The sequence below is a fragment of the [Clostridium] scindens genome (assembly GCF_019597925.1).
In the GTDB taxonomy this organism is placed as follows: Bacteria; Bacillota; Clostridia; order Lachnospirales; family Lachnospiraceae; genus Clostridium_AP.
This window is the reverse complement of sequence record NZ_CP080442.1, coordinates 3,108,969-3,126,679: the sequence shown is the minus strand read 5'-3', so window position 1 is coordinate 3,126,679 and position 17,711 is coordinate 3,108,969. Positions and strand designations below refer to the sequence as shown.

Annotated in this window: 14 protein-coding genes; 10 read left to right on the top strand and 4 right to left on the bottom strand. The window is 43.5% G+C overall.

Translation table 11 applies throughout. From position 1 onward, the window contains the following. Positions 1 to 16 precede the first annotated feature (16 nt). The 4 genes from K0036_RS14910 to K0036_RS14895 form a co-directional block, all read right to left on the bottom strand. Positions 17 to 835 (bottom strand): carbohydrate ABC transporter permease, encoded by an 819-nt coding sequence (locus K0036_RS14910; RefSeq protein WP_044955244.1) that lies wholly within the window; start codon positions 833 to 835, stop codon positions 17 to 19. Continuing rightward, entirely contained in the window at positions 835 to 1,737 is a 903-nt protein-coding gene (locus K0036_RS14905; RefSeq protein WP_025642457.1) for a carbohydrate ABC transporter permease, read from the bottom strand. Before K0036_RS14905 ends, K0036_RS14910 begins: the two co-directional genes overlap by 1 nt. A gap of 19 nt (positions 1,738 to 1,756) precedes the next feature. Beyond that, complete coding sequence (locus tag K0036_RS14900) at positions 1,757 to 3,040, bottom strand: ABC transporter substrate-binding protein (RefSeq protein WP_025642459.1); 1,284 nt, start codon at positions 3,038 to 3,040, stop codon at positions 1,757 to 1,759. Positions 3,041 to 3,325: 285 nt separating this feature from the next. After that, positions 3,326 to 5,404, bottom strand: a complete 2,079-nt coding sequence (locus K0036_RS14895; protein WP_220430090.1) for a helix-turn-helix domain-containing protein — start codon at positions 5,402 to 5,404, stop codon at positions 3,326 to 3,328. Between the two features lie 166 nt (positions 5,405 to 5,570). Here K0036_RS14895 and K0036_RS14890 point away from each other — a divergent pair, with 166 nt between their 5' ends. The 10 genes from K0036_RS14890 (at position 5,571) to K0036_RS14845 (ending at position 17,703) form a co-directional block, all read left to right on the top strand. After that, entirely contained in the window at positions 5,571 to 7,400 is a 1,830-nt protein-coding gene (locus tag K0036_RS14890; protein WP_220430089.1) for a DNA/RNA helicase domain-containing protein, read from the top strand. A 3-nt stretch (positions 7,401 to 7,403) separates the two neighbouring features. Further along, complete coding sequence (locus K0036_RS14885; protein WP_220430088.1) at positions 7,404 to 8,123, top strand: LytR/AlgR family response regulator transcription factor; 720 nt, start codon at positions 7,404 to 7,406, stop codon at positions 8,121 to 8,123. 9 nt (positions 8,124 to 8,132) lie between these two features. Further along, entirely contained in the window at positions 8,133 to 9,413 is a 1,281-nt protein-coding gene (locus K0036_RS14880; RefSeq protein WP_220430087.1) for a sensor histidine kinase, read from the top strand. Between the two features lie 250 nt (positions 9,414 to 9,663). After that, positions 9,664 to 9,816, top strand: a complete 153-nt coding sequence (locus tag K0036_RS14875; RefSeq protein ID WP_081702182.1) for a cyclic lactone autoinducer peptide — start codon at positions 9,664 to 9,666, stop codon at positions 9,814 to 9,816. Further along, entirely contained in the window at positions 9,809 to 10,372 is a 564-nt protein-coding gene (locus K0036_RS14870) for an accessory gene regulator ArgB-like protein (RefSeq protein WP_220430086.1), read from the top strand. The genes K0036_RS14875 and K0036_RS14870 overlap by 8 nt, the downstream gene beginning before the upstream one ends. Positions 10,373 to 10,741: 369 nt before the next feature. Next, positions 10,742 to 12,094: an ABC transporter permease gene (locus K0036_RS14865; RefSeq protein ID WP_220430085.1), complete on the top strand. Its 1,353-nt coding sequence runs from the start codon at positions 10,742 to 10,744 to the stop codon at positions 12,092 to 12,094. A 190-nt stretch (positions 12,095 to 12,284) separates the two neighbouring features. Beyond that, a complete protein-coding gene (locus K0036_RS14860; protein ID WP_220430084.1) occupies positions 12,285 to 13,637 on the top strand; it encodes an ABC transporter permease in 1,353 nt (450 codons plus the stop codon). Between the two features lie 36 nt (positions 13,638 to 13,673). After that, positions 13,674 to 14,765 (top strand): hypothetical protein, encoded by a 1,092-nt coding sequence (locus tag K0036_RS14855; RefSeq protein ID WP_220430083.1) that lies wholly within the window; start codon positions 13,674 to 13,676, stop codon positions 14,763 to 14,765. A gap of 27 nt (positions 14,766 to 14,792) precedes the next feature. Continuing rightward, positions 14,793 to 16,451: an ABC transporter ATP-binding protein gene (locus K0036_RS14850; RefSeq protein WP_220430082.1), complete on the top strand. Its 1,659-nt coding sequence runs from the start codon at positions 14,793 to 14,795 to the stop codon at positions 16,449 to 16,451. Beyond that, positions 16,402 to 17,703, top strand: coding sequence for an ABC transporter permease (locus K0036_RS14845; protein ID WP_220430081.1), 1,302 nt, complete (start codon positions 16,402 to 16,404; stop codon positions 17,701 to 17,703). The genes K0036_RS14850 and K0036_RS14845 overlap by 50 nt, the downstream gene beginning before the upstream one ends. Positions 17,704 to 17,711 lie beyond the last annotated feature (8 nt).

Genomic DNA, 17,711 nt, shown 5'->3' with positions numbered 1-17,711 from the left:
ATCTATGTTCCTCCTGTTAACCTTTTATTCCGCTAAGGGCAATGCCCTCAACAAATTTTCTCTGTAAAATGCAATATAAGATGAATGGGAATATAAATGCTACTGTGGCCCCGGCCATTACGAGTCCGTAGTTGCTCACATAATTATTCTGCAGCATGGATAATCCCAGCGTCAATGTCTTCATTTCGTCCTTGGTGACCATTACCAGCGGCCAGATAAAATCATTCCAGGAGGTAATGAAGGTGAACACTACCAGGGAAACGATGACCGGCTTGGAGAGCGGTACGATTATTTGAAGAAAGATCCGCAGTTCTCCGCAGCCGTCAATCTTGGCCGATTCAATCAATTCGTCCGGTATACCTTCCATAAACTGGCGCATCAGGAAGACTCCGAAGGCATCCAGGATGACCAGGAACAGGGCCGGATATGTATTAAGCAGGTTCATCTGCTTCATAATTGTAAATACCGGAATCAGGATGACCTGTCCCGGCAGCATCAAAGTTGCCAGATATAGCCAGAAGATACCCTCTTTCATGGGGAATTTCTTCTTGGCAAATGCGTATCCTGCCATTGTAGCGGTGACTACATTAAAGAAGCAGGCGCAAAATACTACGATTAAGCTGTTTTTTACATACGTCAGAACAGGGAAGTTGGACAGCAGGTTCTTAAAATTCCTCAAATCCATGGATGAGAAATCAAAGGAAGCCGACATGATCCTTTTCTGCGTAAATGATGTCAATATCATGAATATAAACGGGTACAGGCTGATTGCCACCAGCATAAGCAGGATAAGGCCGATCACCCATTTGCTTATCTTTCCTTTAAAAATATGCATTATCTCTTCCTCCTCTTCGTCCCGTCTTTTTCCCGGAATACAACCTTCTGCAGGAAGGAAATAAATAGTGCGATTACCAGCAGCAGCATCGATACCGCGCTTGCATATCCCATCTTGTAATCCTTAAACGCAGAATTATAGATTGTCAGGACCAGCGTCATGGTCGCCCGTCCAGGCCCTCCTCCTGTCAGCGTATAGACAAGATCAAATACCTGGAAGGACCATATGGTGCCCAAGGTTACCACAAGGTAAGTGATCGGCTTAAGAAGCGGCAGGGTGACAGAGAAGAACTGTCGGATCTCCCCCGCCCCGTCTACGGTTGCCGCCTCATAAAGCGAGGTGGGAATATCCATCATGCCGGCGTAAAAGATGACCATAAAATATCCTACGTTCTTCCAGATGGCAATCAGGCACACGGCGATCAAGGCAGGCCATCGGCTTCCAAGCCAGTTGATAGGCGCGATTCCGAATAATCCGATGATGGAATTCATTACCCCTTCCGGATTTCCCGAAAGGAGCAGCCGCCATACGGCGGCGGTCAGAACCATAGAGGTAATGACCGGTACGAATAAAGCGCTTCGTACAAAGCCGCCGAAACGGGTCTGGAACTTCCGGGCCAGCAGATAGGCGATCAACATGGAAAGTATAGTCTGGATTGGTACGACGATCACCGTATAAATAGCTGTATTAAAGAGCGATGACGTAATATACGGGTCTTTTAGTATATTACTGTAATTTTCAAGACCGATGAATTCAGGAGCCTGCAAAACATTATATTGGGTAAAACTATATCCGGCGGTCATGAAGATCGGAATCACATGAAACAGGATGAGGAGCAGAAGGCTTGGTAGTATGAACAGATAGCCGCTGGCTGAACTCCATTTCAATTTTGAACGTTTCATCTATATACTCCTTCGCTTGTTATTCATTCAGAATGGTATCTGCATAGGAAACGGATTCGCTGATGACTTCTTCCGGCTTCATCTCGCCCATGATCATCAGCTGAAGGTTCTTATACAGCGTATCTCCGATCTTAGAAGCGCCTTTGGCTGGAGACAAGGTGTGAAGCTGCTCCCCGTCCTCTTCATATACAGATTTAAATGCCGGGTTGTCATGGTATTCCTCATCTTTTGCAACTGGTGCAAATCGTGCGGACTGGTGGTATTCTGTCATGGATTCGCCGTCCAGCATGTACTGGATAAGGCTGTATGCCAGATCTTTATTTTTAGCGTTTGACATAAGAACCAGGGAATCTGATGCCACGAAGGTACCTTTTTCCTGATTGGTAAGGCTGGTGATAAATCCCCAGTTAACGTTGGCCTCATCAAACTGTACCGTGCTGGAACTTTCCATTTCTACAAAGGCGGTCTTGCCTTCGCAGAAGTAGCTGATGCAGTCGTCATTGGTAAGGCTGGTAACCACGTCTGGAAGAATGTTATGGGTAAAACGCAAGTCATAAAGGAACTGTACGGCTTTCTTTCCAGCCTCGCTGTCAATAGCGAGCGCGGTTCCTTCTTCATTAAAGATAGATCCGCCGCTTTGCCACAGATAAGGATAGAAGGAGGCATTCAGCGTGCTCATGGACGGATTGCCCCAGCGCTGTACAAGAGGATATACCTCGCTGCTGCCATCTGCGCCTACTTTGACCTGCTTGCAGATATCGATGAACTGGTCCCAGGAACAATTGTCAGGAACTTCCGTAATTCCGTTTGCTGCCAGGATGTCCTTGTTATAGCACATGACGATGGCATTACCGACGATCATAGGCAGGCAATACTGCTTTCCGTCGATCTTTCCGTTGTCCAGATAGAGATAATTATCCTTTTCCTCATCTGTCAGATAGTCGTCCAGGCTCTCTACGGCACCCATGTCGATGAAGTCGCCCAGCATTTCCATATACATATATCCAACGTCCGGGCCTTCGCCGGAAGTAACGCCTGTCAGATATTTCTCTTCATAATTGCCCCATGGTATGATCTCTACGTTTACCTTGACATTGTGCTCTTTCTCAAAAGGCTCTAAGATCTTATTCCATATTTCTTTATCATCCTGGTTTTCGCTCAAAGGCGGCATCCATACTTCCAGGGATTCTTTATCATCCCCGCCGGAGGACTTCTTGCCGCTGCTGCCGCAACCGACGGCAAGCGCTGAGACCATGGTTACGCACAGGAGCGCGGATACTGCTTTTTTAAGTGTTCTTTTCATAACTTTACTCACCTTTCTTTTCCTTTTTTACGTTTCTTTTTAAGGGGCGGTGTTTGACGCGTCTATTATTCTGCCCTTTTGCAATATTCAGAAATTTCGAAGTCTGAACTTGTATTTATTATAAAAAAACAAGGAATCTTTTTAAATATACAAAAATTGCACAGGGTACTCTATTGAAAGAACCTCTGTGCAAATTTTAGATAATATGATGGAAAGACTTGCTCAAAATTAACGTTTTTTGTGAATTAACAATAATATAATTATCTGCCAAGTTAACATATTTGGTTATTTGTTTTGCCTTTGATAAACTCCTGGAGTCGTGTTTTCATATTTCTTGAAGATCCGGATGAAATGTATGTCGCTTGTGAAGCCAACCTTTTCGGCGATTTCCTTCACGGTAAGGCCATCCCTTTTCATGATTTCCTTCGCCTCGTCTATGCGGAGTCGGTTCATGTATTCCACGACCCCCATGCCATATTCTTCTTTAAACACCTTCGATACGTAGGAGGTGCTGACATTTACCTGTTCTGAGATATAGCACAGGCCCAGGTAATTCTTGTTGTAATTGTCTTCTATGATCTTCTTGATCCTATAGGACAGCTTGTCCTTGTGATTCAAGGAATACTGATTATTTACCTGCTCCAGCTGATTCAGGATATCGGATAGAATCTCCGGGATTTTCTTCGTGTCGGTGCAGCGCTTGAACTGTTCCAGATAGGCGGACAGGAAATTTGTATGGTAGCGGGCATCCTCAGCCTCCAGGCACTGCAATACCTGATGGACGACCACGTATTGTCGGCTGAGCCTTACATAGGAGTCAGACGGAGTCAGGACATAAGTATGGAAAAGTTCCCGCACGATGGTTCTTGCATTGGTATAATCCTGGAAAAGCAACGCCTTTTCCCAGCGTTCCAGCAAGAGCCTGCCTTCTTTTTCCGTGGACAGATCCCTGACTTCTGACGGGTCTGACTGGCTCTGAAGCAGGGATAGTGTCTGCTCGAAGGTGGGAACCAGCTGCTCAGGAGACATGAATACGTTGCTTGCCTGTATCTTTTCCTGTCTTTTAGACTGGCTTTCAAATATCTGCGCCAGCCGTAAGGTGATCTCTGTCTCGGAGGGCTCATAGTTTAGAAGAAACACCGCCGTATTGCCGGACAGTACAGGCATGACGTCTACGGAATCCTCTTCGGCTTCCAAGATTCTGCCGGTCTCTTTCATCCATTCCCGGATCTTCTTTTTATCCTTTTCAAAGGATACGTCTGCCAGCACGAAGCAGTAATACATATAATCCAGAGTAATACCACTGGTCTGGAAAAGATTCCGGATTACTTCCAGATCTGTCAGCCGCTGGTTCAGGATGTCGGACAGCGTATTTTCCTTTAGCGACCATAACACCTTCTCGTTCAGGCTGCTGATGGTCTGCTGAATGGATGCGTGCTGACGGTAGCCGAGGAATAAGGAGACGAGCAATCCCGCCACTGTGCAGAGCACGACGCCTATTATTAGCAGGCGCTGGATAAATATGATAGGCGAAAACAGGATTTCCTTATTGCTGACAACCACATAGGATAAAGAACTGTATTCAGAAGGCATGCGCCACCCGATGTAATCCGCATTCTCAATCTTCTTCGCAGAAAAGTCCTTGGGGATCGCTTTCAGCTTTTTGCCGCCTGTCTGATACAATTCATTATTCTCATCAACCACGGCAATGGAGGTACTGCCGTCATGCAGAAGCGCCATGTCAAGCAAGCGTGTGAATTCCGTGCTGTCTACGCACATAATGAGGACTGCCGAGAATTCCTCGTCATTGCTTCCAGGCATATGCTGGCGAAAATATAGTTTCTTCTCCCCATCCTGATTGTTTAAAAAGAAACTGGACTGTTCGGTATCCAGTACATCTTGCATCCAATCCTCATATCCGCTTTGGGATAATTGATTGCTGATGAGAAAATAATTTTTCGACCGATAACTGCCTTCCGTGCCCACTACATAATCTAGTTTGGGGTAGTACAGGTAGATATCGTCAACGAGAGAGTTGGCGACCTTAATATTATGAATCATCTCAGAATATCTATACGTAGCGGAAGATGTAAAATCACGTTTATCATCTGTGGACCGCAGCACCATGTTCTGATTGTTCAGCATAAGTTCCGAAGCAGATTGCTGCAGGACGAGCAGATAATGGTCAATGCTTCGACTGACGGTGCCAATAGTCTTTTCAGATTCCCGGATCTTATCCGTCTTTATCAGATTAATTACTTTTACATTTACGGCCAAAAGAGAGCAGCATATAAATATAATTCCGGCAATCAGAGGAAATACCCAGTATTTTTTTAGATTTGATAAATAAAAGTGTCCGGACATTGTTTTTTCCTTTCGATGAATTCACGATAACTGCATTTATTATTATAATACATTGCCATTCGTTCTCTCAACTGATTTTTATTTCCTAAACCTAAATGGCAGGTCTTTTGCGGTTTTTTTACTATGGAAAGGAAGGATATGGTAAAATAAAGATAGAGTAAGGAGGATGCAAAAGAGAATGAGAGGGTATTTTATGACGGTACAGGAGTTCCTGTATGGCAGAATTTTGGATGAACAGATCGTGGAGGGGCTGGCATGGCAATATCCTGGCAGCAGCGACAGCCAGATCCGCGCATGGCGGGATCTTGTACAGAGACTGAGAAATTGCGACAGGCTTCGGTACCTGCCCGGCAGCTGCGTCATCGTGCTGGAATACGAGCTTCCTACATCCGATATGGCAATTGATCTCATGATATGCGGCTATAATCAGGGAGGAAAGAAACTGGCGCAATTGATCGAGGTCAAGCAGTGGGGCGATGACTATATCGGGAATCACAGGTTCAGCGAATACCGCGGGGAAGAAGGCAGAGAACTCCATCCGCAAGTGCAGGTATCCAGGCATGAATGTTCCTTTAAAGGATACCTGGATGTGGGAGGGAAGTACTTAAGCAAGGCCTATGTCTACCTGCCAAATGCTACGGAAAATGGGATTTGGGAACTTGTTGGAAAAAATCCCAATAAAGCGGACGCAAGGATACCATGCCAATGTAATCTTGATCAGATTCTAAGCGAGGTTCAGGGAAATACCCTGAATCATATGGCCGGCGGTGACAAGGAAATGATCAGAGAATTGATGGATGCAGCCTATCAGCCTTCTCATAGCATTATCAACGCTGTGAAACGGTCGGTGAACTGTCAGCCTGCATATCATCTGACAGAAGAGCAGGACAAGAAGATTAAAAAGATTATCGAGGTAATAAAAGACGGAAATAAAGTGATTCGTATTTCAGGAGCAGCAGGCTCGGGGAAAACGGCGATTCTTTTAACCTTGTTTGTAGAGATCGAGTCTCACCGGCAGGCCTGGGGGAAGACGGCAAGACTTTCTCTTGGCGCCCAGAATACGCATCTGTATCGGAATATGAACCAGAATGCTTCCCAGATATTCCAGTTTTCCTATAGCCTGTCAAAGGATAGGAGCCTGGGAGAAGGAGACGTGCTCCTCATTGATGAGGCACAGCATAATAAAGAAGGCTTGCTTAGCGGCCTGTTAAAAAAGGGCTGCCAGCTGGTATTATGCTATGACGAGCAGCAGACTATCACCCCGGAAAATTCTCTTAAGGAACTGAAAGAATTCGAAGACAGGGAGGACTTTGTAGAGATCCGGCTGAAAGGCAGCGTGCGTTATAATGGCTCGGAAACCTTCGAGAAAAAGGCGAGGGATTATGTGGAAGGAAATAAGGTGGACACCCGGGATGACAGATATGATTTCCAGATCGCGGAATCCTTTACCGATTTCCAGTACCGCTTACAGAGATTGATGGCCAGTCATCCCCAGGAAGAGACGGCGGTCATTGGCCTTCTGTCCGAGGATGCCAAAGATATATGCGGCAGGAACGGAAGCATTTTATACACGAAGTGGACGGAGAAAGGAGAGAAGGACTGGTTTAGTTATGTACTTCGGAAAGAGTATGATCCTTCCAATATTTGGGTGGGAACCTGGTGGATGCCTGGACTGGACGCAGACTACGTGGCGGTCATCGCCGGAGGCGATGTCACCTGGACGCCGCAGGGGCTGCATCTTAATATCGGGCAGTCCAAGCATTATAAACTGATGATTGACGTAGCGAGTTGCCTGGGCATTCCGATATCCTATGCTGGCAAGACTTACGAGGTTATGGAGCGCATCAAGGATTATCTGCAAAGATGTAATAATGCCGCGCTGGTGGAAGCCTTCCAGAGGGAATGCGACAAGTATGTGACGAATATCTACTATATTATGGCGACGAGGGGACGCAAAGGCCTGCTGATTTATTTTGACAACAGGAGGGTGACTTAAGGGATGAAAATTGCAGTTTGTGATGATGAGCTTACGGTCAGAGAACAGGCTTCTGATATCATAAAGACATATTTCGACGAGAGAAAGAGAAATGCAGAGCTGACGCTATATGAATCAGGCAGTAAGATGATTGAAGATAAAGAAGCGTATGATATCATATTTTTAGATATCGAGATGCCAGAAATAAATGGGATCGAGACCGCAGAAGCATTGCGGAAATGGGATGTAAGAAGCAAGATCATTTATCTGACCAACTACAGTAATTTTAAAAGCCATGCTTATAAGGTCCACGCATTTGACTATCTGTGCAAGCCTATAAAGGAAGAAGAGATATATGCTGTCCTTAATGAAGCCGTCAGGTATCTGGAAGAGGCAGAGGTATCGCCGGAAATATTTTTTAAGACAAGCCAGGGCGGCATCAATCTTAGAATCAATGAGATCTATTACTTTAAATATTGTGCAAGAGAACTATCGATCGTATGTGAAAGAAGGCGTTATACGTCGGCATCTTATAGCTTGAAGCAGCTGTACGAAAAGTTATGCCGATATCATTTTGAAATGCCGCATAAAAGTTTTATCGTAAATATGCTGCATATCAAGGATATAAAAGGGGCTGATATACGAATGGACAATGGGGACACCGTTCCGCTGGCCCAGAAGAGATCGGTTGCATTTAAAAATAGTTTCAATGATTTCCTGCAGACGACTTTCAAATTATTTTAGGTGATGGCTATGATTAATTATATAGGACTTTTTGGAATGAGCTGTATTTCTGCCTACATTTTTAACGTGTTCATGGAGACGCTGTATCCCAGGAAATACGATAATAGAAGAATGTATTGGCTGGCTTATCTTGCATATATCATGATCAGTTTTGGAATCGGCATATTAAAACTTCCTTATGTGAATGTAATCTGCACGGTACTTAGCATGGGAATGATCAATGGAACGCTCTATCATGTGAAGGGCAGGAATCCCGTCATTAACTTTATCCTGTTTTTTATCTATATTATTGCGGTAGATACGATTATCAGCGTTTTATTTTCCTTCTGCATATCAAGAAGCGGGTATATGACATCGTATGATGATGTTATCTATTTAACCTCCGGGATTGTGAACGCCCTTTTGCTTATATGCACGCATAAGAAGATCATTCAGTTTTTAAAAAATAATCCTATTTCCAAGTCATCCATTGCGTTAAGTATTTACATGATTTTTTTGCTAGGGTTTGAAACAGCGGTCATATCATATTTTGTAAAGATTCAGTTTCATACAGTCCCATTCTTAGGCATAAGCATCGGATTTGTCATTGTGGATATTGGCATCCTGTACTTGTATAAGATGATTTCCAGAATTACATATTTGGAAAAGCAGACCGAATTATTGAGTCAGCAGAAGGCTGCCACCAATAAGTTCTATCATGAAAGTGAGAAACGATATGAAGCCGCCCAAAAACTGCTGCATGACTTTAAGAAGCATCTGCAAGTCGTAGAAAGCCTGGCCAATGAGTCTTACAGCAATAACCAGGCATATATCGAGAACCTGGAGGAGACTATCAAAAGCCTTGAACAGAAGTTCCAGTGCAGCAATAAGATTATCAATGTGATCATCTGGGAAAAGATGCAGCAGTGCGAGCGGCTGAATATCAATTTTAATATTTCAATGCAGGATATAGACTGGGATTTTATGAGCGATATGGAACTTACCTCCTTATTTGCCAATCTGCTGGACAATTCTATTGAGGCCTGCGAAGACAGTGTTGCGGTAAAAAAGGATATCGACCTGCGTATTCATAAGTATAAGAAGTTTATTGTCATTAATCTAATGAATTCAATCGGCCAAAGGCCTGTTATAAAAAACAGAAAGCCTGTATCAACGAAGCCCGGGCACAAAGGGCTGGGGATGCTGATCCTAGAGGAGATCGTAAAGAAGTATGATGGAGACCTGAATTTTGATTATACAGAAGAATTCTTTATAACCAAGATAAATATTAGAGACTGTCGGGATTCGTGATGAAGGATTCCAGCGGTGGAAGAGAATTGACCTTGATAAGTTGGAGATGACTTATCAAGGTCAGTTTTATATATATAAAGAAGTGAAATTGGATAAGATTGTAATGCAAGTAAAGATAGAAAAAAAGAATATAAACGTTAGTTATACAAAAAAAGCGGCAGTTGTCTGTTTTGAGCTGTAAATAGTTGGACAATTATGGTAAAACATATATAAAAGTAAAAAAACTATTAGAGGAAAAGGAGAAAATTTTATGGACAAGAAAATGAAAAAAGCAATGGGAAATGTGGTGTTGAAGACTCTTTATAAACAGGCTGAAAAAAGTGCAAATTCAACGTGTCCTTTTATTCATGGCCAGCCTGAGATGCCAGATAGCGTCAAAGCATTAAAAAAGAGACATGATTAGAAAATTCCAACAAGGAATAGAAAGAGCAATTGACCAGTTCCATCCTGCCGACGACATAGAGATTTATACTTATGGCCTAAGGCTGTTATTAATAAAGGCAGGTCATATACTGACGATTCTTGTGCTGGGATATCTGGCGGGCGAACTGGTCAATACCCTGATTTTTGTAGGCGCATATAAATGTATCCGGGAATACTCGGGAGGATTTCATTGTAAATCTTCTTTAAAATGCTATGCATGTACTATTTTGGTAGTATTGCTTGCAATTGGCATGTTTAAGAATTACATAGTATATGAACCGGTCGTGAACACAATGCTGATAATAGCAGCATTTGTTATATGGTTCCTTTCGCCCAGCGAGAATCCCAATAATCATTTGGAACAATATGAGATCCAGTTATACAGGAAAAAGGCGAGGGGAATTCTGATTCTTCTTGGAGTTATATTCGGAGTGATGTATTATGCCGGATGTAATTACAGAGAAGGGATTGGTACGGCGTTAATAATACAGGCGGTGATGCTGGTTATGAATATAAGAAAGAGACAGACTGCTTAATTATTCTGTTGTAGATTGTAACCATAATTGTAAATATTAAAGGACATACATAATCTGTATGAGAGTTAGCAGTATCCATAAGGGTGCTGCTATTTTCAAAGAAAATAATAGAGATTTTAAGGGGGCGACGGAAGGAAATCTTATTATAGGGATAATTCAACAGCAGTTAATCAGGCGAAGGGGGGATAGAAAATGAGTGCGTGGATAAGGTCCATTATATATTTGAAGAGAAACAGGCATAGATGTATACTGCTTCTGTTAACTTTGACTGTAATCTCCTGTTCCCTCATCATATGCTTTGCGGTATGGAGGAGCAGCCAGGATGCGATAGATAGTCTTCGGAAAAGTTATGGCAATTCCTTTATTCTTATGCCGAATATAACGGACAGCAGCAAAGAGGATACGACGTTATGGGAAAAAGAGGTGACGGATAACGGCGTAGTGCAGTATCGGTATAAGGGGCCTTATCTAAGTGATGAAATAGTTGATAAGGTGGCTTCTGTAGAGGGGATCGAGGATTTCTGCATAGAGCAGGAAATTACACTCAATTTTGTGGATATAACATTTATCCCAGGCCTGTTTGCGGAATGCATAAAAAGGGAAAGAAAGGATAACGATCCGGAGTTATCCAATACACTTATAGTAGCGAAGGATAACTCGCTGGAGGGATATAGTAAGAGTGAATTTAGCAGTTATTTTCGGACGAATGCATTTGAACTTAGGGAAGGAAGGCATATCCAGGAACAGGATCAAAAAAAGGTGATGATTTCGGATGCCCTAGCAAAGAAAAACCATTTGAAAATAGGAGATAATACTCATGCAGTTTTAAATAAGCGCTCAATTGATGGAGGCGATCCAAATACTATTTTTTATGAGGTTGATTTAGAGATTATTGGAATTTTTCATGTAAATACGACTCAGATAGTCAGTGAATATACAGTTGAGCCAGATATTGCCGAGAATTTTATGTTTGCAGATGTGAATGTGACTCAGGAGGCTAGAAGAGCCTATTTTGAGGCGGTGGACTTACATAAGGAGCCTCCGTATCAGAAGGTGACATTTTTCGTGAAAGACCCGAAAGACTTGGATCAAGTCCTTGAAAAGGTTCAGAACATAGAAGGCATCGACTGGTACTATTTTGTCCTAAGGCCCGACGACACTGCCTATCAGTCAGCGCTTAAGCCATTGCAAAATATGACCAGAATCTCTCTTTTTATGATGGCATTTGTAATCGTGATCTGCATTATCTTGCTAGTCCTGATACTCCGGATGTGGATCGGATCGAGGCGCAAAGAGATGGGAATTCTTCTGTGTATCGGGAATAGTAAAAGAAGCATTGCAGGCCAGTTTATTCTTGAGGGAGTGATGATTCTGGCAGTGTCTGTGATGCTCGCGGGCGGGATGGCTGCCGGGGGCAGCAATGGAATTGGGAATTGGATGCTGTCAGGCATGAATGCCCAGGCGCAGAGGGTGGAGAATGCGAGAAATGAGGAAATCAGCACCCAGGAGTTGCCAGCGGCCGCAGAAGACATGCAGGCATTCATCCAGCAGTTTGAGGTGAAAGCAGAGGCAGAGGCTCCGGAGACGGTCGATTGCCAGGTGACGCTTCCTATAGTGCTTGGCTCTGCCGGGATACTTTCCCTAGTGCTGACCGTGGTCACGATTTTTTCGGCGAAGGAGGTTTTGAAACTGAAGCCGAAGGAGATATTGTCATTGTTATAAGGGGGCATATGGAGATATGGGCGTTTTGGCAAGAGCAACTTTATATATAAAGCGAAATAAGCGGAGATGCCTACTGCTTCTACTTATCTTGACGATAATTTCCAGCACGCTTATGATATGCTTTGCGGTATGGAAGAGCAGCCAGGATGGAATTGAGGAATTGAGGAAAACCTATGGAAGTAATTTCAATATGGAGATAAATAATAATTTCGAGGATAGTTCTTTATGGGAATCTTATACAGATCCGATAACTGGGGCGGAGGCTTATAATTATAAAGGATCACGGCTAAATGACGATGTCATAGAAAAAGTAATGTCTGTCCAAGGAATTAAAACTGTATGCAAAGAAGTGGAGACGACCTTATATTTTGGCGACCTGGATTTTATTCCTGGACTCCATACAAGCCTAGCAGAATTGAAAAAAACAGACCCGGAATCATTTGAAGGTGAGGTTTATAACCCAGATGTAACCGCAAAGGGAGGCCGGCTATTAGGATATAGCAGGAGTGAATTAAGTGATTACTTTCGAACGAATTCTTATGAATTAGTAGAAGGCCGACATCTAACAGAACAGGATAAGGACAAGATTCTAATATCGGATGTATTGGCTAAGAAGAATCACCTGGCTCTGGGCGATACTATTTGCGGCGAGCAGAATAAATATTTGACGGAATTAGGAGATCCGAGCGTAATTATATATAAGAAGAACTTTGAGATTGTCGGAATCTTTCATGTAAACGTATCCCAGGTTATAAGCGAATATACGCTGGAAGAAGAGATAGCAGAGAATTATATGTTTGCCGCTTGCAGTACGATACAAGAATTGCGCCAGAAGGATGCACAACTACAGGGAATAAATAATGGACTATTGTATGACAAGGCCTCATTCTTCGTATATGACCCAAGAAAGATGGATGATATTATAGAGAAGGTTCAGGAGATTGAGGGCGTTAACTGGGATTCATTTAAAATTAAGCCAGATGATACAACATATCAATCATCGCTCAAGCCACTACGAAATATGAGCAAGATATCTATCTTCATGATAGTATTTGTTTTGGTGATTTGTATTATATTATTAGTTTTGATTCTCCGAATGTGGGTCGGAACCAGGCGTAAAGAGACAGGGATTCTTTTGGCCATTGGGAATGGAGGAAGAAGCATAGCAAGTCAGTTCTTGATTGAAGGGCTGCTGATTCTGGCCATATCTGTGGCGCTCTCAGGCATGCTTGCTGCCGGAGTCAGCAATAGGGTTGGAAATTGGATGCTGTCAGGTATGAATGAACAGGGAAAGAAAGAGGCGGAGAATTTGGAGGAGAATTACCAAGAGCCGCCAGCAGCGGCAGAAGATATACAGGAATTCAGTAAGCAATTCCAGGTGGAATCGGAAGTAGAAGCGCCTGAGACGGTTGATTGCCAAGTTACGATTCCTATAATACTGGGTACATCCGGAATATTAGCCTTAGTGTTGGCAATGGTCACGATTTTTTCGGCACGAGAGATATTAAAGCTAAAGCCAAAAGAGATACTGTCCTTGCTATAAAAGTGAGGTGATGGTATAGAAATGAGGAGTTGTCGTATGCATAGAGTTGCAGTTATAGATACAGCTATTGACTCCAGAAAGCTGCATTGTCAACGGTTTGAATCGTATAATGTATGCAGGAGAGGCGGCGAGGCATTGACGGGAACCGGAATATCACACGGAACCATGGTGGCGTTGGTGCTTGATCATTGTTTAGAAAATTACGAATTGGTAAGTATACAAGTTTTGCCGGACGACAGTGGAAGAAAGGGAAAGATAGCCGGAGATATTAGAGATTTGGAGGCGGCGCTTAAGTTATGCACGCAGTTGGAAGTCGATGTAGTCAACTTAAGCGCAGTATCTTCTCTTTTATCAGATTCCAAATACTTATATGATGCCGCAAAGAGGCTTTCGCAAAAGGCAGTGATTGTATCAGCGCTGGATAATGACAGATATGTTACGGTTCCAGCCAGTTATCCATTTGTAGTAGGCGTGCAGTCTGATCGGGAACAGTATCTGCATCCCGGAGAATTGGCATATCAGGAAGGGGAGAGGCTTGGCGCGCAAGTGTATGCGAACTGCATGTTTGACTTCGTGCAACAGGCGCATTATATGCCGTCCAACAGTCTGGCCGCGCCAGTGACAGCAGCTTTCATATGTAGACAGTTGGGCTGTGGAATGAATTTGGAGCAGGTGATAGGGCAATTGAAATCATATGAAAGGGAGCAGTATAGGAAAGATGAGTTATTGCTCTACAGAAGCGCAGAAGTTCCTATTATTCTTGTATACGGAGAGAAAGAATGTGAGATCGTCAAAGGAGCATGTAAGGCGGCAGATCAATTTTTCGAATGCTATAAAGTCCAGGCGACAGGCATATCTAGCGTGACGATGGACTATGATATCCGATTTCGAAAAATAGGGAAACTGGATGATTTAGAGGATGAACTGTTGTTCATGAACTGCCATTATAAGACGGATTTAATATTTGTGCTTGTAAAGAAAGAGGAGATAGATGCAGCCAGGTATAAGGCTGCATTTGATATAGAGATAGAACTGGAAGGACACAGCCTTGAGGCGATATATGAGGAACGATGTATAACGGCGGATGTAGAAGACATAGCGGATACGATTTATCGAATCTTGACATAGATGCCGGATAGCGGGCAGGGGATGAATATGCGAAAAAGACAGATATTTCTTATATTTTTTTGCTACATAGTATTGATTGGAACGTCGTTTTACAGACCGCTGGTGATGAAGCGTATTATGGATCAGGGGATGATGGCCAAGGACTTCCAAGTGATTCTCATATTTTCAGGCGTGCTTTTCGCATTGGCGGTTCTTGAAGAGGCGCTCAATATTTTGCAGGCAAAACTATTTACGGATTTGCAGAATAGCGTCATATTAAACTTGTACACCAAGGTATTCCAAAGACTTCTTTTTGCCAAGATGGAGTACTTTTCTCATAATAATTCCGTAGAGATCATGAATCGGATTTCAACGGATATAGGCGGTGTGGGTACACTGGTAGACAGCAGCGTAATGAGTATAATCAGTTATGTCCTTCAGATTATAAGCGGGGTAATCGGGCTGTTCGTAATTGATTGGAAACTCGCAGTGCTGGTGCTTGCAATTGTGCCGGTTAAATATCTTCTAATCCGTTTCTTCTCAAAAAGGAAGGAAGAGGCTGTGGCAGAATGGATTCAGGAGTCCACCGATTTTTCCGCATGGTTTGGAGATACTATCAACGGGATGCGGGAGGTCAAATTATGGAATCTTTATAAAAAAGAGCGCAGGGAATTAAGGCGAAGGCAAAAAAAGGTCCTGGAACTGGGGAAACGAAGCAATCTGCTGGAAACGTATAATCTGTCTGGGGATTCTATCCTGCAATGGACCGTCACCTCGGCCCTGTATGGAATCGGCGGTTATCTGATCTGTGGCGGCAGCCTTACCATCGGCGGGCTAACGGCATTTATATCTTACAGTAATTATGTCATCGGGCCAATCGCGCTTGTATTCAATCTTAAATTCCTTTTTGCGCAAGTGAAGCCATCAGCCAAAAGGCTGCGTGAATTTTTTAAACTGGAGACCGAAAAGCCTTCTAAGCCTGGACAGGATATCAAGGAACTGAAAGAAGAGATACGATTTGAGAATGTGGATTTTGCATATGAAGATCAGCCGGTGCTAAAAGATATTAGCCTCAAGATACGCAAAGGAGAAAAGATTGCCATAATCGGGGATAACGGGAGCGGAAAGTCGACGCTTATCAGTCTGCTTCTGCGCTTTTTGAAACCAGGAAAGGGGAGCATCTACTTGGATGGGAAAGAGATAGAGGAGTATGACTTGGGGGAATACAGAGATCTATTCGGAGTTGTAAGCCAGGATATCTATTTATTTAAGGATACGGTGAAAGCCAACATTGCCATGGGTCGCAAGATAGATGATGAAGAAATGGACAGGACTTGCAAGATGATGAATATGCAGGAATTTATCGGAAAACTGCCACAGGGATATGAGACACGGCTTGAGAAAAATGGCGAAAACTTATCCGGCGGGGAACGCCAGAAGATTGCACTGCTGCGCGCGATCATCAAGAAATCTCCGATTCTTGTGCTTGACGAGGCAACAGCCAACATTGACAAAAAATACAATGAATTGCTGCATTATAATATATTAAAGGATTTCCCGGACAAGACGCTGATTGTGATTACACATAAGACAGAGAACCTTGCCGGGATGGATAGAATATATGAGATTCAGAATCATGCCATAAAGGAGTGCGACTATGCAGAATTGGAAAAGAGCGCTTTTGTACATCAAAAGAAAAAAGGGTAAGAGTCTGATGCTATTTGCCATTATGTGGGTATGCCTTTTAAGCGTGCTGGTGGCAGGCGCGGTCAGAAATAGGACTAATGAAGTCACGTCACAGTTAAAGGAGAAGCTAAGCGGATATTTTACCATCATCCCCGATCTGGATGTTGAGGGCGCGGCGGAGATGCTTACGGATGATTTTTGCAAAGATGTGTTGAAGGATACGAATATCATGGCTTATAATGGAATTGAAATCTATTATATGTGCACTCCCGAACTTCTGCTTACGCCGGGCCGGTTTGGCGCGCAAGGGAAGGAAGATCTGGCCCATGTGGCGAGATTTGTGGGAAGTACGGATACCCGGTATAATGAGCAGTTCTATCTGGGAGAGTTAGAACTGAAGGAAGGAGAGCACATACGGGCGGATGATGAAGGAATGGCCCTGATTTCTGAAAATTTTGCTAAAGATAACAGCCTGTGTGTGGGAGATGAGTTTGATAGCCTTGTCACACAAGGCTACCAAGGCAGAAACGACGAAGCCTTAGGGCAAACGTTTACATACAAAGTAAAGGGAATCTATCACATAAAGAATGCGACGAAGGATAGCAGTTCGATGGCTGAATGCGACATCCCGGAAAACTATATTTTTATAGATGCAAAGACGAGTCATAGCATCGTATCTATTCTGCGGGACGATGAAACAGACTGGTATCGCTATGGAGTGAATTTCTATATCCGGGATTCCGGCAATTTTAAGGAGATGGTAGAAAACCTTAAAGAAAGTCTGGGTCTTGATGAAGCTTATCGCATCGAGGAGAATAATGGGAAGTACCTGAAGTCGTCCGAACCGCTTGAGAAGGTCATACGGATGACGGGGATATTCATCATAACCATCCTTATATTAGGCGCGGCTATCCTATGTCTGATCCTATTCATGTGGATGAAAGACCGGAAGCATGAGGTGGGAATCTATCTTGCGGCGGGCCTTGGGAAAAAGGATATCCTGGTACAGCTTCTTATAGAAAGCATACTTTTGTATCTGGCAGCATTCGCGGCTGCCATGCTGTGCGCGAATGTGGTAATGGGAGGCGTAGGAAACCTGCTGTTTGCGGGGGACCTTATGGACATGGAAAATTCTGTTACGATGGGGATTAAAGGCGCGGATGTTCTGGCCGCGGCAGCATGCGGATGTGTGATACAGTTGTGCGCGGTTCTTGTATCATTTCTGACGGTAGCGAGGATGAGCCCCAAAGAAATCTTGTCAACTAATCAATAGGGAGGAAT